Origin of the sequence: Rhodococcus sp. ENV425 (assembly GCF_002887785.1) — a bacterium.
Taxonomy (GTDB): domain Bacteria; phylum Actinomycetota; class Actinomycetes; order Mycobacteriales; family Mycobacteriaceae; genus Rhodococcus; species Rhodococcus aetherivorans.
This window is the reverse complement of sequence record NZ_PCZU01000254.1, coordinates 15,592-34,018: the sequence shown is the minus strand read 5'-3', so window position 1 is coordinate 34,018 and position 18,427 is coordinate 15,592. Positions and strand designations below refer to the sequence as shown.

The following is an 18,427-nucleotide window of genomic DNA, read 5'->3' as shown; positions in this document are numbered from 1 at the left end:
GCACGGCAGCGGCCCCGCGAGCAGTCCCGCACCTCCACGACATCCCGGCCCTCGTCGGCATCCCGGCCCTCGTCGCCGGAGCGCACGCCCCGCCGGCCGGCCTCGACCTCGCAACGCCCCGGACCCACTGGTCGCGGCGAGCCTCTTCCGAGCCGCAAGCCCGGACCCTTCGCGGCCCTCGTCGAGTGGCTGAAGATCCGCGTTCGCCGACTTGCGCGCGCGGCGCGGAGGCAAGGAGCCGCGGTGATGCGCAAGATCCCCGGGTGGACGGATCAGCTCACCGACTCCGTCACCGAGGGCCACCCGATCAAAGGTGCCGTCCTGGAGGGGATCCGGGCCTTCCTGACCGGCAAGAACGTCGTGTGGGCAGCGTTCAAGGGCCTGCTGTCCGGACTGAGCATCAAGGCCAAGATCCTCCTTGCTCTCGCCGTCGTCCTGGTGGCGCTGCTGGCTCCGGTCCTGCTCGTGGTCGCCCTGCTGGCCCTGCTCGTCGCCGGGGTGATCGCGGCGGTACGGGCCGCTACGCAGTGATCCGAAGGTCCTCGTGTCGAAGGGGTGGATCCTGCGCCATCGCGCGAGAGGGCTCCACAGCAACGCCCCCCTCACCACCGCTGCGGCCCCCCTACAGGGCTCCACCGCCGACCAGCCGGTCGCATAAGCTGACGGCGTGCGCCGTTTCGACTTCCCCGTGGACCTGCCCCACGCCAAGGCCGTCAATCAGACCGTCGCCGAGGTGCGGCGGCTGCGGGTCTCGGGGATCGTGCTGGCGGTGCTGTTCGCGGCGGCCGCGGTGTGGCTGCTCCTGATCGGCCAGGCGTGGTCCTTCGTCGTCGCGGCGGTGGTGATCGTCGCCGCACTCACCGCTGCGTGGGTTGCGGTATGGGCGCCGCGCAAGGTGGGCACGATCCAGCACCTGTACCGGGACAGTCCCCTGGTGCCGGCCGTGGTCTCCGAGCTCCGGCCGCGCGGGATGACGCTGCTCGCGCTCGTCGACATCGCCAAGCCGGAGACCGGCGTCCACCGCTATGCGCTGGTCGCCCGGGACGTCACGGCCGTACCGGGGCACCGGGTGCAGGTCGGCGAGCGCGTGCCGTGCGTCGCGGTGCTGTCGGACCGCACCACCCGCAACACGAGCGGCGCGTGGCAGATGGTCAGCCCGATGCCGATCGCGTGGGGCACCCGCGACGCCTCGGTGCTGCGGGAGGCCGCGGCCGCCATCGACGAGACCGAGTGGAAGGTGGTCGAAGGCAAGCTGTCCCTCTCGGACGAGGTCGCGGCCAGCGACGAGCGCCGGCTCGTGCTGGACCCGAAGGACCTGCCCCCCGACCTCCGCTGACCATGCGACCCGTCGTCCTCGCCGGAAGCACCGTCGTTCTCACGGTGCCGGGCCCGGACGACGTCGACGCGATCACGGCCGCCTGCCGGGACCGGTCGATCGTCCGGTGGACGACGGTCCCCGACCCCTACACCCGCGCCGACGCGCAACGGTTCGTCGGCGACGTGGTGCCCGCCGGCTGGGAGGGACACAGTCCGGTGTGGGCGGTGCGGACCACCGCCGACGGCCCGCTGCTGGGCACGATCGGGCTGATCGCGCGCGACCCGTCGGCCGCGGAGATCGGGTACTGGATCGCTCCGGCCGCACGCACCCGCGGGCTCGCGACGGCCGCGGTGAACGTGTTGTGCGACTTCGCCTTCCGCGCGGACGGTCTGAAACTGGGCCGTATCGAATGGCGGGCGCTGGCCGCCAATCTCGCGTCGGCGGCGGTGGCGCGGCGCGTCGGCTTCCGCTTCGAGGGGGTGCAACGGCGCGGCGTGCTGCAGCGCGGGGTGCGGCACGACGCGTGGGTCGCGGGTCTGCTGCCCGACGACCCACGCGTGCCGGCCGACGGGTGGCCGATGTGATCGGCACGGCCGCCGGCGACCCCGGTCAGCGCAGTTCGGGCAGGACTTCCCTCTCGAACAACTCGATGCCCGAGGTGTCGTACGCGGCCTCGGGGAAATAGAGGATCGCGTAGGTCATGCCCTGCTTCTTCAGCGCGGTGAAGTTCTCCACGATCTGCTCGGGAGTGCCGACGGCGGGCAGCCCCCGGAACGCGTCGAGCGCGCTGTCGGCCTTCTCCGGCCCGACGTACGGTTCGAGCCGCGCGCGCAGCGCATCGAGGCGCTCCTGCACCTCGGCCTCGGTCCGGCCGATCGCGACGTTGTAGTTCGCCGAGCGGACGATGGCGTCGAAGTCGGTGCCCACGTCGGCGCAGTGCCCGCGCAGGATCTCCGACTTGTGGGCGAAGCCCTCCGGGGTGCCGTCGAAGTTGGTGTACTGCGCGTACTTGGCCGCGATCTTCAGGGTCACCTTCTCCCCGCCGCCGGCGATCCACAGCGGGATGCCGCCGTCCTGCAGCGGCAGGGGGCGCACGACGGCGCCGTCCACCTGGTAGTGCCTGCCGTGCAGGGTCGCGGTGCCGGTGGTCCAGGCCTGCCGGAAGATCTGCACGCCCTCGTCGAGCCGGCGCAGCCGTTCGGCGGCGGGCGGGAAGCCGTATCCGTACGCGCGCCACTCGTGCTCGTACCATCCGCCGCCGATGCCCATCTCGATGCGGCCGCCGGAGATGATGTCCGCGGTCGCGGCGACCTTCGCCAGGTAGGCGGGGTTGCGGTAGCTCATGGCGGTGCACATCTGTCCGATGCGCACGTTCTCGGTGACCGCGGCGAATGCCGACACCAGCGACCAGGCCTCGTGGGTGGCCTCCTCGGTGGGCAGAGGCACGGTGTGGAAGTGGTCGTACACCCAGATCGATTCCCACGGGCCGGCGTCGGCGCGCTGCGCCAGGTCGCGCATCACCCGCCACTGCTCGGCGGGATCGATGCCGACGAGGTCGAGCCGCCAGCCCTGGGGGACGAAGAATCCGAAACGCATGTGGGTCCTAACTCGGTGTCGTGGTGTGTGCTGCCTTCTCGGACGCCGACGCCGGTTGCAGCGTGCGACGCGGCCAAGCCGAGTATCGCGGAATGTACCGGTACATGACGGCGGCACCGAGCATCGCGAGTCCTCCGACGGTCAGTGCGCCGGCCGCCAGCGACAGCGCGGCGACGGCCCCGACCGCGAACGGGCCGGCGAACATACCGCTGTCGTGCATCAGTCGCCAGGCCGCGAGAAACTCCGCACGCGTCCGCGGCGGGGCGGTGTCGGCCCCGAGCGTCATGATGACGCCGTTGCCCAGGCCGTTGCCGATTCCGAGGAGCACGGCCACCGCCACGAGGGAGACGAGATCGTCCGCGATCGGGAGCGCCAGAAACGCCACACCGATCACGAGCAGCGACGGCACCGCCACGACGCGGCGGCCGAAGCGGTCCATCATCTGTCCCGCCGGATACGAACAGAGTAGGTCGACGCCACGATCAACCCGGCCACGGACACCGGGGCCCCGAGGTCGCACGCGAGAAGCGCAACCACCGGGGCCCCGGCACCCTGCCCGATCCCGAAGATCGCGGACGGGACGAACACCGTCCGGACGAGCGACGTCGGTTCGAGGGGCGGACTCACGCCGTCGCGGCACCCGCGTATGCGGTGGCCGCGAGGCGACCGGCCGGGCGGTCGAGCCCGTAGTGGCCGCGCAACGTCGTCGCCGTGTACTCGGTGCGGAACAGCCCGCGCTCCTGCAGGATCGGCACCACGCGGGTGGTGAAGTCCTCGAGTCCGCCGGGCAGATACGGCGGCATGACGTTGAAGCCGTCGGCGGCCTCGCTGTCGAACCACAGCTGCAGTTCGTCGGCGATCTGTTCGGGGGTGCCGGCGAAGGTGCGGTGACCGCGGCCGCCGCCGAGCTTCCCGATGAGCTGGCGCACGGTCAGGCCCTCGCTCTCGGCGAGGTTCCTCACCAGTTCGTAGCGGCTCTTGTTGCCCTGGATCCGGTCGATCGGCGGCAGCGGAGGCAGGGGCGCGTCCAGGGCATGCTCGGTGAGATCAACTCCCACCATCCCGGAGAGCTGGCGCAACGAGTACGCCGGTGAGATCAGGTCGGTGAACTCCTGCTCGAGCGCCTTGGCCTCGGCCTCGGTGTCGCCGATGAACGGCACGATCCCGGGGAGCACCTTCAGGGAGTGCGGATCCCGCCCCGCCTCGGCCACGCGGGCCTTCAGGTCGCGGTAGAACGCCTGCCCCTCGGCCAGGGTGCGCTGCGCGGTGAAGACCGCCTCGGCGTACCGGGCGGCGAAATCCTTTCCGCTCTCCGAGGATCCGGCCTGTACCAGCACGGGACGGCCCTGGGGTGAGCGCGGGGAGTTCAGTGGGCCGCGCACCGTGAACCGCGCGCCGTCGTGGTCGATGGTGTGTACCTTGGCCGGGTCGGCGAAGCGGCCGCTGTCGACGTCCAGCTCGACGGCATCGTCGTCCCAGCTGTCCCACAGGTCGACGGCGACGTCGACGAACTCGGCGGCGCGGTCGTAACGGCCGGCGTGGTCCGGTGTCTCGTCGTAGCCGAAGTTGGCCGCCTCGTCGGCGCCACCCGAGGTCACGATGTTCCAGCCGGCGCGGCCGTGGCTGATGTGGTCGAGCGAGGCGAACTTGCGGGCGAGGTTGAACGGCTCGTTGTAGCCGGTCGACGCGGTGGCGATCAGGCCCACCCGCTCGGTGACGACGGCCATCGCGGACAGCAGGGTGATCGGCTCGAAGACCGCCTGGATGTTGTGTTCCACGCGGGGACCGGTCGCGAGGCCGTCGGCGAAGAACACCGAGTCGAGCTTGCCGCGTTCGGCGATCTGCGCGAGCTCCTGGAAGTGTGCGACGTCGAGGACGCGGCGCTCGTCGGTGCGCGGGTGCCGCCAGGCGGCCTCGTGGTGGCCGACCCCCATCAGGAAGGCGTTGAGGTGGAACTGCTTCGGAGACTGGGACATGACAACCTATCCGAGTACGTGGGAACGGACGGACTACTGGTCTGCGCGCCAGCGGGACAGTCGGCGCTCGACTGCGACGAGGATCCCGTTGAAGGTCAGACCGACGAGGGAGATGGCGACGATGCCGGCATACATGTTCGGGATCTGGAAGTTGAGCTGCGAGGCGGTGATGAGATAGCCGAGACCTGCTTTGGCGCCGACCATCTCGGCCGCAATGAGCACGAGGATCGACGAGGCCGCAGCCATCCGGATGCCGGTGAAGATCGTCGGCACGGCAGCCGGCAGGATCACCTTCTGGAACAGGCGGTAGGAAGGCAGACCGAGGGAACGGGCCGATTTGACCAGCAGCGGATCCACGGTGCGCACGCCGGAGATGGTGTTGAGCAGGATCGGGAAGGTGCTCGCGTAGATCACCAGCGCCACCTTCGAGGTCTCGCCGATGCCCAGGATCAGGATGAACACGGGCAGCAGTGCGAGCGCGGCGGTGTTGCGGAACAGCTCGAGGATCGGGTTGAGGAACTCGGCCACCGGCCGGTACCAGCCGATCGCCACCCCGAGCGGGATCGCGACGAGCACTGCGATCACGAATCCGGTGACGGCCCGGGACAGGCTGGCGCCGAGGTGTTCGGCGAGCTGGCCACTACCGATCAGCTGGGTGAAGGCCTCCGCGACCACGGTGAAGGGCGGCAGGAACACCTCGTCGACGAGCCCGAGCCGGGGCGCGGTCTCCCAGACCGCGAGGAAGGCGAGGATCGCGAGGGCCGGCTTCACACCGCGCCATACGACGGCACCGACCCGGCGTCCGGTCCCGGCGCCCGGGGCGGGCACGGCCGGCGCGGGTCGCTGCTCCGCGAGGGCCCCGTCGAGCTCGACGGGGTCGATCAGCGTGGCGCTCGGACTAGACATGCTGCACCTCCTGGGTTGCGGCACCGAACTCGTGGTGCTGCGCGCGCTCGACCTCCGAGTGCAGCAACGACCAGATCCGGTGTCGATAGTGTCGGAACGCCTCGCCGGACCGGACGTCGTCGACGGTGCGATCGATGTCGATGTCCACGACGGTCTTGATCCGCCCGGGCCGGGACGTGAGCACGGCGACGCGCTGTCCGAGGTAGATCGCCTCGTCGATGCCGTGGGTGATGAACAGGATGGTCTTGCCGGTCTCGTGCCGGATCCGCAACAGCTCGTCCTGCAACGACTCCCGGGTCTGCGCGTCGAGGGCGGCGAACGGCTCGTCCATGAGGAGCACCTCGGGGTCGAACGCCAGGCTCCGGGCGATCGCGACGCGCTGTTTCATGCCGCCGGACAGCTCGTGCGGATAGCGATCGCCGAACCCGCGCAGCCCCACCAGCTCGAGGTAGTGCTCGGCCAGCGCGCGGCGCTGACGCCGGGGCAGGCCCTTCGCCTCGAGGCCGAATTCGATGTTGTGCCGCGCGGTGCGCCACGGCAGGAGCGCGTACTGCTGGAAGACGATGCCCCGATCCAGGCCCGGCCCGGAGATCGGCTGTCCGTCGAGCAGGATCCGTCCCGACGTCGGGCTGCTCAGCCCGCCGAGAAGGTCGAGCAGCGTGGACTTGCCGCAGCCGCTGGGGCCGACGAGGACGAGGAACTCACCGTCGGCCAGGTCGAGGCTGACATCGTCGAGGGCAGTGAACGCGGTGTCCGTACCGCGGACCGGGAACTGCTTGGTCACGTGCTCGAGACGGAGCTTCGGGGTGGTGCTCATTTCGCCTCCTCGACGGGTTCACCGTTCGGACCGCTCGACGGTTCGTAGGTGCCGTTGGCGTAGGGGTTGAATTCGTTGGTGTAGATGTCGGCCGGGGTGAACGTGCCCTCGGGCAGTTCGCCGTTCCGGGCGAGCCAGTCGAGCCAGGTCTGGATCTCCTGTTCGGTGATCGTCCCGCCCGGGCCGGCGACGCCGGGGCTCTTGTAGAACTCGACGAGGTTGGTGTTCTCGTTGCGGCCGCGGCCGTTGATGATCTCCTTGTACTCGGCGATGACCTCGTCGCGTGGGGTGGTCTGCGCCCAGCGAATGGCCCGCGCCGTGCCCTGCACGAAATCCGCCACCGCGTCCCGGTTCTCGGCGATGAAGTCGTCTCGGAAGACGTACGTGCCGTAGCTGAACGCCCCGAACAGGGACTCGTCGGTGAACAGCGGACGGATCCCGCCGCGCGAGACCGCGGTCTCGCGGAACACGCTGCCGAGGGTGCCGACGTCGATCTGCCCTTCCCGCAGCGCCTGCTCGGTGTTCACCGGGGGCACGACGATCAGTTCGACCTGCTTGATCTCGTCCGGGGTCAGTCCCTGCTGGGCGAGCCATTCGCGGACGAGGAACTCGTGGTGGGCACCGAGCGTGTTCATCCCCACCTTCTTGCCGATCAGATCCCGGGCGGTGCGGATCGGGCTGTCCTCGAGCACGTAGTAGCCGTTGAACGACTCCTTGTCGGAGCCGTAGTAGCTGATGACCGACGTGATCGGCGAGTTGGCGGCGGCGAGCTTGATGACGGCGCCGTTGAATGCGCCGCCGAACTCGGTCTGGCCGGTGGCCGCGGACTGGATGTCCTGCGGACCGCTGGTGGTGTCGCCCACCCAGTCCAGCGCGACGTTCTCGTAGTAACCGAGGTTCTCCGCGAGTTCGGGATAGGTGACCTGGCCGGCCGAGCCCTGGTAGCGCAGGACGGTGCGACCGTCCTCGGTGGTGGTGGTCTCCGACCCCGAGGAGCAGGCCGCGACCCCCGCGGCGAGGGTGACGAGAGTGGCTGCGACCGCAGCCGACCGGACCAGTCGGCTGCGCAGCGTGGAATACGACATCGCGAGAGTTGTCCCTTACGTTCGACGAAGAGGCCCGGCACGGCGGGCACGGAGAAATGCGGCGCGCGGCGACAGTGAAGGCGTACGCGACACCGGGATTCGCGGTGCGGCAACGGAAGATCGCGCGACGGCGGCCGGCCGGACGGGCCGGCACGCCGGGCTACACCGGGAGGGTCAGCGACAACAGTCCGGACACTCGTACACGGTGGACTCCTTCTGCGGCGATCGGACTCCGGAAGTCTGTCCCGGGCCGCCGCGACGGGTCAACGCTTCGGCGCATCCGTGTGCGGATCCCTTGACATGTTCGGTCCGGTGCCGTACCGGTCGCGATCGCGCCGTCGGTCGGTACGATCGCCCCATGCGCACCGCCGTGCTCGCCGACGCCTTCGAGCAGCATCGGCCGCACCTGCTCTCCGTCGCCTACCGGCTGACGGGCAGCGTCGCCGACGCCGAGGACGCGGTCCAGGACGCGTGGCTGCGCCTCGACGGCGCCGACACCGACCGGATCGACGATCTGCGGGCATGGCTGACCACCGTCGTCGGACGCCTGTGCCTCGACCGGCTGCGGTCGGCGACGGCGCGCCGGGAGAACTATGTCGGCCAGTGGCTGCCCGAGCCGATCGTCACCCCGCTCGGCGGATCGCCGGCCCCGGATCCACTGGAAGCCGTGGTGCGGCAGGAGGACAGCAGGATGGCGGCGATGGTCGTGCTGGACACGCTCACCCCCGCCCAGCGCGTCGCCTTCGTCCTGCACGACGGGTTCGCCGTGCCGTTCGACGAGATCGCCGGCATTCTCGACGTCACGCCGGCGTCCGCGCGCCAGCTCGCCTCCCGCGGTAGGCGGGCCGTCGCGGCCGCGCCGCCCCCCGTGCCGGCCGCCGAGCACGTCGAGGCGGTGCAGCGGCTGATGACCGCCCTCGCCTCCGGGGACCTCGCGGCGGTGGTCGCGGCGCTCGATCCCGATGCCCGGGTGATCGGAGACGCCAACGGGGTGACCCGCACGGCCGTCAACGTCGTCGTCGGCGCGGAGCGGTTCGCCCGGTTCTTCCTGGGCCTGATGCAGCGCTACGGCGCCGAGGCGTTCCTGGCCGGCACACCGGCGCTCGTCAACGGCGAACTCGGGTTCGTCAGCGGGGGCGGCCCCGGCGACGAGACCCACCGGGCCTTCGCCGGCCGGGTCGTCGGCTGCACGGTCCGCAACGGACGGGTCTGGGCGGCCTACGACATGGCGAATCCCGACAAGCTCCGCGGCGTCCTGCTCGCCCGCGGGGACGACCACCGAGCGTAGCGAACCGGGCCGAATCCGCCGACCGGACGGTGCGATCGGTTTCACCCCAGGTGCAGCCATCGGCCGATCGACGGCACCTCGTGCTCGTCGACCGCGAACACGAGGTACCACCCCGGCGGCGCGAGGTCGGGGTCGGTGGGCAGATGCAGCGTGACCGATCCACCCGCCCCGGTGGTGAACGCGACGTCGACCAGGCGTTGCTCGCTGTCGCACGAGTGGGTGCAGGCGCCCGGACGGACGAGGCCGACGGTCTGTACGGCGCCGCGCGGGTGCACGGTCGCGGCAACGGTTCCCCCGTACCCGCCCTCGGCGGCGGCCAGCTCGAGGGTCGGCCGGTCGCCGTGGAACAGATACGGGGGCCAGTAGATCTCGATGCGCAGGTCCTCCGTCTTGCGGGCCGGATTCGAGCCGGCGGTGACCACTTTCCCGTCGGGGGTCAGCAAGGCGACCGAGTGGTAGAGCCGGGGCACCCGAGAGGGCGCGGTGTGCGTCCACACGCCGGTGGCGGGCCGGTAGATCTCCGCATGGGGCGGTGCGCCGTGCGCCGTCTCCTCCACCGCCGAACCGCCCGTGGCGAGCACCGTGCGGTCCGGGAGCAGCACCGCGCTCAGATGCATGCGGGCATGGGCCATCGGGGGACCGGGCCGATAGGCGGGCTCCGGGTCGGTGAGGTCGACGATCCGCGTGTCGGCGAGTGCAGGTGCGGGACTGTGCAGGTCGAATCCTCCGCCGCCGAGGATCATGACCCTCTGCTGCTGGGCCGGCGGCAGCAGCACGCTCGCCGCCTGATTGCGGGAACCGGGCACGGCCAGGCCGGCCACGGCGGTGACGTGACCCGTATCGGGATCCCACACGGACGGCCGCATGCCGTTGTTCCCGCCGTATTGACCTCCGGAATAGAAGATCCGGCCGTCCGCGAGCAGGAACAGGTGCGCATACATCGGGATCGGGCCCGGCGACGGCAGTTCCGACCACGTCGCGGTCGCCGCGGTGTACCGCTCGGGGACGACCGAAAGATGGTTGTCGGCGCCGAGTCCGGACACCGCGACCACGTTCCCGTCGCCGAGGGTGAGCAGCGTCGGGTACCACCGCCCGTACGTCATGTCGGCGGTCGCCGACCACTCCCCCGTGACCGGATCGAAGACGAGCGCGTCCTTCAGACCGTAGAACGGGTCGTACCGTTCGGTGCCCCCGGCCGCGAGAAGGCGCCCGTCGGGAAGAAACGCCTGCCCGACGCAGAACAGGTCGATCGGTGTGGCCGGAGCGTCGAGTTCGGGAGCGGGATAGTGCCAGACTCTGGTGCGGAATCGATGGGCTGCATGGTGGTCGGGATCGTTCCCGGAGCCTGCGAAGAAGAGCACGTCCCCGGTGTGCAGCAGCGCCGCGTGCACGGGATTGATCTCGGTGCCGAAGTCGAGCAGCCGCCAGAGGCCCATGTCGGGCGCCTCGTCGACGTCCGTGACGAGTTCGACCACGCGGAGGTATCCGGTGTTGCGCTGCGGTGGGTTGTCCGTCGCGAGCACGACCAGTTCGGGCCGGGAACCGTCGCCCCGATCCAGCACTGCGGCTGCCGCACCCTGGTTCTCCCAGAAGCCCCACGCCGGGATGGTGGACCACACGCTCCAGCCGTCGAGGGCGTGACCGGATCCGTCCAGACCCCAGCCGATCGTGTAGTGACCACCGTTCTCCCCCGGCGGATTGTCGACGGCGAGCACGATCAGTTCGGGCCGACCGTCGCCGTCGAGGTCGGTGACGGCGATGCCCGCACCCTGGTTCTCCCAGCCGTACCAGTCCGGTACGGGCACCCAGGGCGTCCAGCCGGCGGTCAGCGTTCCCTCGGGAGTCAACCCCCGGCCCAGCCGGAACTGTCCGCTGTTCTGGCCGGGCGGGTTGTCGACGACGAAGACCACGAGGGTGGGCAGGCCGTCGAGGTCGGCGATCGCGATGTCGGCGCCCTGGTTCTCCCACCCGTACCAGTCCGGGACCGCGATCCACGGCGTCCACCCTCCCGTGACCGTTCCGTTGGCGGCCAGGTCGCGGCCGATGCGGAAGTATCCGGAGTTCTGACCGGACGGGTTGTCGACGACGAAGACGACGAGGTCGAGCGTGCCGGTACCGCCGAGGTCCGCGACGGCGATACCGGCGCCCTGGTTCTCCCAGCCCCACCAATCGGGAACGGGGATCCAGGACTCCCAGTTGCGCACCGTTCCGTCGGCGGCCAGCCCGTGTCCGACCCGGTACCAGCCGGTGTTCTGCTCTCGCGGGTTGTCGATCATGAGAGCGACGACGTCCGGTGCGCCGTCACCGTCGAGGTCGGCGACGGCGACGCCGCAGTCGTGATTCTCCCAGCTGAACCAGTCCGGAACAGGCACGAAACCACCGGCCATGGCGCCTCCCAGTATCCGGGTCCGGCCGCGGTCGGGTCCGCGAACGAGACACCACGAACAGTGTCGCCCATCCGCACTCGCGTGTCCGGGACGGACACGCCTAGGCTTCGGCCATGGAGCAACGACTGAGCTTCGTCACTCTCGCCGTCGCCGACCTCGAGCGCACCCGGCGCTTCTACGTCGACGGACTCGGCTGGACCCCGGTCGTCGACGTCCCCGGCGAGGTGGTGATGATCCAGGTCGGCCCGCACCTCGTCCTGTCCCTGTGGGACGAACGGCAGTTCGCGGCCGAGGTCGGCCCCGTGCAGCGGGGCGGCGTCCCGCCCGTGACGCTCGCCCACAACGTCGCCGACCGAGCGGACGTCGACCGGGTGCTGGACACCGCCCGCCGCGCCGGAGCCGATCCGGTCTCCGACGCGGTCGAACGTGAGTGGGGCGGCTACACAGGGTATTTCGCGGACCCCGACGGATTCCGGTGGGAGATCGCCTGGAATCCGGGTCCCATCGGTCAGCTCGTGCTGCCCTGAGCCGCGTCGTCCTGCAGCCACGGCACCCGGCACGCGTCGGTGCTGAATCCCTGCTCGTGGATGCCCAGGGCCGAGTTCATCCGGGCCCGCATGTTCTCGAGCGCGATCTGGTACGTCAGTTCCACCACCCCGGCCCGCCCGAAGCGACGCTCGAGGTCGGCGACCTGCTCGTCCGTCACCGCGACGGCCGCACCGCCGGCTCCCGTCATCGCGTCGGCGTACGCGATCGCCGCACGCTCGTCGTCGCTGTAGGCGTCGGAGGTCGCGTAGTCGGCGATGTGCTCGAGGCGGTCCACGTCGAGTCCGTCGAGCCGCTGCAGCATCGCGCCGAAGTCGACGCACCAGGAGCACCCGACGCTCCAGGCCACCCGGTACACCGCGAGCTCGCGGACGTGCGCCGGCAGCACCGTCGAGGCGCGCTCGACGAGCATCTCGTGCACGGCGCTCGCCCGCATCAACGCCGGATGGTGGGCGTAGACGGCGAACGGCTCGGGCACCTCCCCGAAGCGGCGCCGGGCCACCCGGTAGGCGATCTTCGTCGTGACGCCGGCCTCGGCCGGTGTCACCGCGGGAATGCGCGCCATGACCTTCTCCGTTCCTCGGGTCCCGAGCGGGACCGTTCATCCTTTGGACGAGACAGCCCCGCCGGATGTGACACGACCGCTGCCGGAGGCCGGGAAGGGCGCGGCTAAGCTGCAGAAATGGCAGAAATCGCGTCCTCACATCGGGTCCGCACCGTCCGCAGGCTGCGCCCGTTCGCGTCCACGATCTTCGCCGAGATGACCGCCCTGGCCGTTACGCACGACGCCGTGAACCTCGGCCAGGGTTTTCCCGACACGGACGGCCCCCGCGCGATGCTGGACGTCGCGCGCCAGGCCATCGCCGACGGCGTCAACCAGTACCCGCCCGGGCCGGGCACGCCCGAGTTGCGCCGGGCGATCGCGGCGGACCGCGCCGCCCGGTACGGGCTCGAGCACGACCCGGACACCGAGGTCCTCGTCACCGTCGGCGCCACCGAGGCGATCAGCGCCGCCATCCTCGGTCTCGTCGAACCCGGCGACGAGGTGCTGCTCACCGAGCCCTACTACGACTCCTACGCCGCGTCCGTGGCGCTGGCGGGGGCGAGCCGCCGCACGGTGCCGCTCGCCCGCGCGGGGTCCGGGTTCGTCCTGGACGTGGACGCGCTGCGCGCCGCGGTCACCGAGCGCACCCGCATGCTCGTGGTCAACACCCCGCACAACCCGACGGGCACGGTCTACGACGACGCGGCGCTCGCCGCGGTCGCGGCACTGGCCTGCGAGCGGGACCTGCTGGTGCTGTCCGACGAGGTGTACGAGCACCTGGTGTTCGACGGCCGCCGGCACCGCCCGCTCGCGTCGCTGCCCGGCATGGCCGAACGCACCGTCACCGTGTCCAGCGCCGCGAAGACGTTCAACGTCACCGGCTGGAAGATCGGATGGGCGCTCGGCCCCCGCGAACTGATCGACGGGGTGCGCGCGGCGAAACAGTTCATGTCGTTCGTCGCCGGGGCGCCGTTCCAGCCCGCCGTCGCGTACGCGCTGACCCACGAGCAGCCGTGGATCGCCGCCCAGCGCGACGATCTGCAGCGCAGGCGCGATCTGCTCTCCGGCGCCCTCGCCGACGCCGGATTCGGTGTGTTGGACTCGGCCGGCACGTATTTCGTGTGCGCGGACATCACCCCGTTCGGCGCGACGGACGGTGTCGCCTTCTGCCGGACCCTGCCCGAACGCATCGGGGTGGCCGCGGTCCCGGTCAGCGCCTTCGTCGACGACCCCCAGCAGTGGAACCATCTGGTGCGCTTCGCGTTCTGCAAGCGCGACGACGTCCTCCTCGAGGGCGTCCGGCGGCTGCGCAGCCTGCGGGAGCACGGCTGAACATGACCGCCCCCGCCACCATTCCCTCCGACTTCGTGCGCCGCTCGGTGGTTCTCGCCGCGGCGAACGGCGTGGATCTGGCCCCGGCCCTGGACGCGGCCCGGATCAGTCGCGCGGTGCTCGCGCACCCGCACGCGCGCCTCACCCCCGAACAGGTCACCCGGTTCACGCAGAAGACCTGGGAGCTCACCGGTGACGAGTTGTTCGGCCTCGGCCCGGGGCCGGTGCCCCGCGGCACCTTCCGCGTGATGTGCCTGACGCTGATCCACTGCCGGGACCTCGCCCAGGCCCTCGAACGGATGATCGAGGTCAACCGCGTGCTGCCGACGCTGCCGAGACTGCGGCTGACGCCGGGCCCGCAGACGACCCGGCTCGAGGTGGTGCTGCCGGAGCCGTGCGACGACAAGACCCGCGTCATCATCGATTTCCTGCTCATCCTGCTGCACCGCTTCGCGGCCTGGCTCGTCGGCGGACGAGTACGGCTGGCGTCGGTCACGGTTCCCTACGGCGAGCCCGATCCGGTGCTCGCGAAGAACTACGACGCGATCTTCGGGGTGCCGGTCACCTTCGACGCCGACGGGGCGGCGCTCGAAATCGACAACGCGGCACTGCGGTCGCCCATCGTCCAGACCGAGGAGACGCTCGAGGACTATCTGCGCGAATCGCCGAATCTGATGATGTCGGAACGCGACTACGACTCCACCGCCGCGTCGCAGGTGCGGCGGATCTTCGAGTCGGGCATCGAGGGACGCACGGCGACCGCCGAGGAAGTCGCGGAGATGCTGTCGGTGAGCGCACCGCATCTGCGGCGCCTGCTCCGGCAGGAGGGCACCTCGCTCGGGCAGTTGCGCGAGGAGGTGCTGCGCGACACGGCGATCGCCGGGCTGCGCCGCGGCGAACCGGTGGACGCGCTGTCGGCCCGCCTCGGCTTCTCCGAGCCGAGCGCGTTCCGGCGTGCCTTCAAGCGATGGACAGGCAAGACCCCGCGCGCGTATCGGTAGGTCCGCCGGTTCACCCGACGCAGAACTCGTTGCCCTCCGGGTCGGTCATGGTGATCCACTCGCTCGGCCCCTGCCGGCCCCGGTGCAGGACGGTCGCGCCCGCCTCGACGAGCCGCCCGGCGAGCGCCTCACGTTCTTCCCCGGCCCGGATGTCGAAGTGCAGCCGGTTCTTCACCGTCTTGCCCTCGGGCACCCGCTGGAAGAGCACGCGCGGACGCGCGGGCACCTCGGGATCGGAGATCGCGGCGCCCGCCTTCCAGACCAGGACGCCCTCGAAGATCTCGGTGTCGTCCTCGCGGGCGTGGCCGGCCGCGACCAGGCCGCGGATGAAGTCCTCGTTGCTCGGCTCCACCCGCCAGCCCAGCGCGGCCGCCCACCATTTCGCCAGCGTGTGCGGGCTGTTGGAATCGACCGTCACCTGGAATTCGTAACCCATGCGGCGACGGTACGACGAGACTCCGACAGGTCAGGGCTGAACGAGGATCCGGATCGGATCCCCGATGTGGTTGTGCAGCTTCTCGATGCCCTCGGCGATGTTCTCCAGCGGCACGATCTCGCTGATCGAGCGGGAGATGTCCAGGCGGCCGCGGGAGACGAGCGCGGCGAGCGTTTCGATGTCGACATTCTTGTAGCCGAGGTGGCCCATCACGTGCTTGCGCGACAGTCCGAACGTGGCGGTGGGGCCCAGGGAGGCCTCCTGCCCGCTCAGCCCGACGACCACGACGCGGCCACCCGTCATCACGCACTGCAGGGCCTGGTCGAAGGTGGCCTTCACGCCCGCCGAGTCGAAGGCCACGTCGAGCATCTTCCCGCCGGTCGCCTCGGCGACCCTCTGCACCAGGTCCGGGTCGCGGGAGTCGAACGCATAGTCGGCGCCGAGTTCGAGGGCCCGCTCCCGCACCGCGGGGTTGATGTCGAACGCGAGGACCGGCACGGCACCGATCAGCCGGGCGAGCTGCACGATGTGGGTGCCCACTCCGCCGACCCCCCACACGCCGACGGCCTCGCCCACCTGCACCTGCCCGGTGCGCACGACGGCGCCGAACGGCGTGGACACCGCGTCGGCGAGGATCGCCGCCTGCTCGAGCGGGACGTTGTCGGGCACGAGGGTGAGACCGCCCGCCTGTGCGACGGTGTACTCGGCCCAGGCGCCGTCGTACGCGAAGGCCATCAACTGGATGTTCAGGCAGTTGGTCAGGTCGCCGCGCCGGCACTTGCGGCACTGCATGCACGGTCGTCCGGCCGAGGGCACGACGCGGTCCCCGACCTCCCACCCGGTCACGCCGTCCCCGACGGCCGCGATGATCCCGGCGGCTTCGTGGCCCTGGGTGACCACCGGCAGCAGGGCCGGGAAGGTGCCGTCGAGCAGGCTCAGGTCCGAGTGGCAGATGCCGCAGAAGGCGACCTTGACGAGCACCTCGCCGGGGCCCGGCGACGGAATCGGAACATCTTCCAGCACATTGGTTCTGGTGTCCGCATGAAAACGCGCGGCGCGCATCGTCTCGGTCATGATCCCCTCATCCTGTTGTGCGGCGGCAGCCAGGGGCGACCCTACTCCCGGCGCATGCGGCGTTGCGCATGTTTGTGCCGCGGATCTCCGCGACGGGTTGCATCCGCCCACGGTGGGTGAGAGCGTCGGAAGGAACCGTCATCGACTTCGAGAGGGTGATTCGCAACAATGCAGACGGCCGTCATCGACGACTACCCGACCCGGAACCGCACGAACTGCGTGAGCGTGTCCCGGCCGGATCCGGTGGTGTGGGGATCGGCAACGGGGCCGCCGGACGCCCCGGCCGTCGCCGAGTACGACCGGCGCGGGTTCCACACCGTCGACGCGCTCCTGCCGGCGCACGACGTCGGAAATCTGCTCGACGAGACGGCACGTCTGGGCCGGGATCTGGCCGACGACGAGCGGGTCGTGCGGGAGGCGGGAAGCGGGGACGTGCGCTCCGTGTTCGACGTGCACCGCCTCTCCGGCACGGTCGCCGAGATCGTCCGGCGACCGGAGATCGCCGGAATCGCCCGCCAACTCCTCGGCTCGGCGGTCTACATCCACCAATCGAGGCTGAACGTCAAGCCGGGATTCCGCGGCGGACCGTTCTACTGGCACTCCGATTTCGAGACCTGGCACGCCGAGGACGGGATGCCGCGTCCGCGGGCGCTGAGCATCTCCGTCGCGCTGACCGAGAACTACGGTTACAACGGCGGTTTGATGATCATGCCCGGTTCGCACCGGACCTTCGTCTCGTGCGCCGGTACCACCCCCGACGACTACTACCGGCAGTCCCTCGTCACGCACGTGCCCCCCACCGGTTCGCCCGACGAGGACACGCTGACCTCGATGGCCGCCGAGCACGGCATCGCCACGTTCACCGGCTCGGCCGGTTCGGCCACGGTGTTCGACGCGAACTGCATGCACGGTTCGAACGGCAACATCACCCCGTTCCCCCGGTCGAATCTGTTCGTGGTGTTCAACAGTGTCGAGAACGCGCTCGTCGAGCCGTTCTCGGCGCCGCGCCGGCGGCCGGACTACCTCGGCAGCCGGGACTTCACTCCCCTGCACTGACCCGAACGGACGTGCTGACACGAACGGACGCGGGGTGCGACCGGCGCGGGCCGGGCGCACCCCGCATCGCGGCGCTCACACGCGGGCGGTGTCCGCCACGTCGATCGGCAGCGTGCGGGCACGCGGTGTGCGCAGCAGCCGGGTGAGCGTGAACCGGCCCAGCTCCGGATCGTAGGGCCGGTAGGCCAGATACACGAGCACGTGGAACGCCCAGTGCGCCCGCAGGATTCGGCGAAGCACCGGATTCATCCGGCCGTGCAGTTCGAACGTGGCGGTTCCGGAGCGGATGTACTTGGTGTACTCCCGCGGCGGCGTCAGCGCACGCCGTGGGGAGATGTCGACGAACAGCTCGGAGAGCTGGGCGATCTCGATGTCGGCCTCGCGCAGGCACAGGGCCAGGTCGAGGTCTTCGTGGATCCCGGCATCCGTGCTGACCGCGTCGCGGACGCGCTGCCAGGCCGACCGGCGCACGGCCATGTTGGCACCGTGCAGGTTGTCGATGCGGCGCTCACCGCCGAAGAAGCCCTTGCGCACGCGCTGCTCGATATACCGGCGCTTGAGCTCCCGGTACGGCGAGTCGTAGGAGTTGCTGAGTCCGCTGACGGCACCGACGCTCTCGGTGTCTGCACGCGCGAAGAAGTCGAGGATCGCGCGGGCCCATCCGGGCCGCACCCGCGTGTCGGCGTCGATCCGGCCGAGGAGATCTCCTGCCGCCGAGTCGAATCCGGCATTGCGGGCGAATGCGACGCCGGGGCGGGGCTCGACGATCCGGCGGACGATCGGAGACCGCTCGGCGATCGCGTCGACGATCTCGCCCGTCCTGTCCGTCGAATTGTTGTCCACTACCACGATTTCGCGGATGTCCGCTTCCTGCTCCAACAGCGCCGCCAGGCACGGACCGATGTAGCGTTCCTCGTTGTACGCCGGCACGACCACCGACAGCGTGTGCTGATGCATGCCTCCGACGCTACCGCGACCGGCCGCGCGCCGCGGAGCGCCGAGGGCGGGAACCGTTCCGGGACATCCCCCGAAACGGTTCCCGGGCACCGGCGTCAGGGGCGCCGC

19 protein-coding genes are annotated in these 18,427 nt (G+C 70.6%); 8 read left to right on the top strand and 11 right to left on the bottom strand.

All coding sequences use genetic code 11. The annotated features are described in order from the left end of the window. Positions 1–246 precede the first annotated feature (246 nt). The 3 genes from CQZ88_RS22640 to CQZ88_RS22630 all read left to right on the top strand — a co-directional run bounded on the left by CQZ88_RS22640 (position 247) and on the right by CQZ88_RS22630 (position 1,902). Positions 247–531 (top strand): hypothetical protein, encoded by a 285-nt coding sequence (locus tag CQZ88_RS22640; protein ID WP_232334102.1) that lies wholly within the window; start codon positions 247–249, stop codon positions 529–531. A 136-nt stretch (positions 532–667) separates the two neighbouring features. Beyond that, positions 668–1,336, top strand: coding sequence for a DUF3239 domain-containing protein (locus CQZ88_RS22635; RefSeq protein WP_006931132.1), 669 nt, complete (start codon positions 668–670; stop codon positions 1,334–1,336). 2 nt (positions 1,337–1,338) lie between these two features. Beyond that, positions 1,339–1,902 carry a GNAT family N-acetyltransferase gene (locus CQZ88_RS22630; protein WP_006931131.1) on the top strand — a complete coding sequence of 188 codons (564 nt, stop codon included), beginning with the start codon at positions 1,339–1,341 and terminating at the stop codon, positions 1,900–1,902. 25 nt (positions 1,903–1,927) lie between these two features. Here CQZ88_RS22630 and CQZ88_RS22625 read toward each other — a convergent pair whose 3' ends face one another. The 6 genes from CQZ88_RS22625 to CQZ88_RS22600 all read right to left on the bottom strand — a co-directional run bounded on the left by CQZ88_RS22625 (position 1,928) and on the right by CQZ88_RS22600 (position 7,698). After that, positions 1,928–2,914, bottom strand: coding sequence for an LLM class F420-dependent oxidoreductase (locus CQZ88_RS22625; protein ID WP_006931130.1), 987 nt, complete (start codon positions 2,912–2,914; stop codon positions 1,928–1,930). Positions 2,915–2,921: 7 nt separating this feature from the next. After that, on the bottom strand, positions 2,922–3,434 hold the full coding sequence (locus CQZ88_RS22620) for an MFS transporter (RefSeq protein WP_374703835.1): 513 nt from the start codon (positions 3,432–3,434) through the stop codon (positions 2,922–2,924). 103 nt (positions 3,435–3,537) lie between these two features. Further along, positions 3,538–4,890 carry an LLM class flavin-dependent oxidoreductase gene (locus tag CQZ88_RS22615; protein WP_065922945.1) on the bottom strand — a complete coding sequence of 451 codons (1,353 nt, stop codon included), beginning with the start codon at positions 4,888–4,890 and terminating at the stop codon, positions 3,538–3,540. A 33-nt stretch (positions 4,891–4,923) separates the two neighbouring features. Beyond that, complete coding sequence (locus CQZ88_RS22610; protein ID WP_006931126.1) at positions 4,924–5,796, bottom strand: ABC transporter permease; 873 nt, start codon at positions 5,794–5,796, stop codon at positions 4,924–4,926. Then, positions 5,789–6,613, bottom strand: a complete 825-nt coding sequence (locus CQZ88_RS22605) for an ABC transporter ATP-binding protein (RefSeq protein ID WP_029541783.1) — start codon at positions 6,611–6,613, stop codon at positions 5,789–5,791. Before CQZ88_RS22605 ends, CQZ88_RS22610 begins: the two co-directional genes overlap by 8 nt. Continuing rightward, complete coding sequence (locus CQZ88_RS22600; RefSeq protein WP_050034701.1) at positions 6,610–7,698, bottom strand: ABC transporter substrate-binding protein; 1,089 nt, start codon at positions 7,696–7,698, stop codon at positions 6,610–6,612. Before CQZ88_RS22600 ends, CQZ88_RS22605 begins: the two co-directional genes overlap by 4 nt. 358 nt (positions 7,699–8,056) lie before the next feature. Here CQZ88_RS22600 and CQZ88_RS22595 point away from each other — a divergent pair, with 358 nt between their 5' ends. Beyond that, a complete protein-coding gene (locus CQZ88_RS22595) occupies positions 8,057–8,986 on the top strand; it encodes a sigma-70 family RNA polymerase sigma factor (protein WP_065922946.1) in 930 nt (309 codons plus the stop codon). A gap of 41 nt (positions 8,987–9,027) precedes the next feature. Here the strand turns inward: CQZ88_RS22595 and CQZ88_RS22590 are convergent, their stop codons facing one another. Further along, positions 9,028–11,373 carry a galactose oxidase-like domain-containing protein gene (locus CQZ88_RS22590; protein ID WP_065922947.1) on the bottom strand — a complete coding sequence of 782 codons (2,346 nt, stop codon included), beginning with the start codon at positions 11,371–11,373 and terminating at the stop codon, positions 9,028–9,030. A gap of 113 nt (positions 11,374–11,486) precedes the next feature. On the opposite strand from CQZ88_RS22590, the gene CQZ88_RS22585 reads away from it, so the two are divergent. After that, on the top strand, positions 11,487–11,900 hold the full coding sequence (locus tag CQZ88_RS22585) for a VOC family protein (RefSeq protein WP_006931112.1): 414 nt from the start codon (positions 11,487–11,489) through the stop codon (positions 11,898–11,900). Here the strand turns inward: CQZ88_RS22585 and CQZ88_RS22580 are convergent. Continuing rightward, on the bottom strand, positions 11,882–12,484 hold the full coding sequence (locus tag CQZ88_RS22580; RefSeq protein ID WP_006931110.1) for a carboxymuconolactone decarboxylase family protein: 603 nt from the start codon (positions 12,482–12,484) through the stop codon (positions 11,882–11,884). The genes CQZ88_RS22585 and CQZ88_RS22580 overlap by 19 nt on opposite strands. A 117-nt stretch (positions 12,485–12,601) precedes the next feature. Here CQZ88_RS22580 and CQZ88_RS22575 point away from each other — a divergent pair, with 117 nt between their 5' ends. Next, a complete protein-coding gene (locus CQZ88_RS22575; protein ID WP_080688542.1) occupies positions 12,602–13,795 on the top strand; it encodes a pyridoxal phosphate-dependent aminotransferase in 1,194 nt (397 codons plus the stop codon). Between the two features lie 2 nt (positions 13,796–13,797). Then, positions 13,798–14,796, top strand: a complete 999-nt coding sequence (locus CQZ88_RS22570) for an AraC family transcriptional regulator (RefSeq protein WP_006931106.1) — start codon at positions 13,798–13,800, stop codon at positions 14,794–14,796. Between the two features lie 10 nt (positions 14,797–14,806). On the opposite strand, the gene CQZ88_RS22565 is transcribed toward CQZ88_RS22570, so the two are convergent. Together CQZ88_RS22565 and CQZ88_RS22560 are read right to left on the bottom strand one after the other, a co-directional pair. After that, positions 14,807–15,232 carry a VOC family protein gene (locus CQZ88_RS22565; protein ID WP_006931104.1) on the bottom strand — a complete coding sequence of 142 codons (426 nt, stop codon included), beginning with the start codon at positions 15,230–15,232 and terminating at the stop codon, positions 14,807–14,809. Positions 15,233–15,262: 30 nt separating this feature from the next. Continuing rightward, positions 15,263–16,306 carry a zinc-binding dehydrogenase gene (locus tag CQZ88_RS22560; protein ID WP_006931096.1) on the bottom strand — a complete coding sequence of 348 codons (1,044 nt, stop codon included), beginning with the start codon at positions 16,304–16,306 and terminating at the stop codon, positions 15,263–15,265. A gap of 168 nt (positions 16,307–16,474) precedes the next feature. Between CQZ88_RS22560 and thpD the strand changes: the two genes are divergently transcribed. Beyond that, complete coding sequence (gene thpD / locus CQZ88_RS22555; protein WP_029541769.1) at positions 16,475–17,362, top strand: ectoine hydroxylase; 888 nt, start codon at positions 16,475–16,477, stop codon at positions 17,360–17,362. Between the two features lie 75 nt (positions 17,363–17,437). Here the strand turns inward: thpD and CQZ88_RS22550 are convergent, their stop codons facing one another. Next, positions 17,438–18,319 (bottom strand): glycosyltransferase family 2 protein, encoded by an 882-nt coding sequence (locus CQZ88_RS22550; protein WP_065922948.1) that lies wholly within the window; start codon positions 18,317–18,319, stop codon positions 17,438–17,440. Positions 18,320–18,427 lie beyond the last annotated feature (108 nt).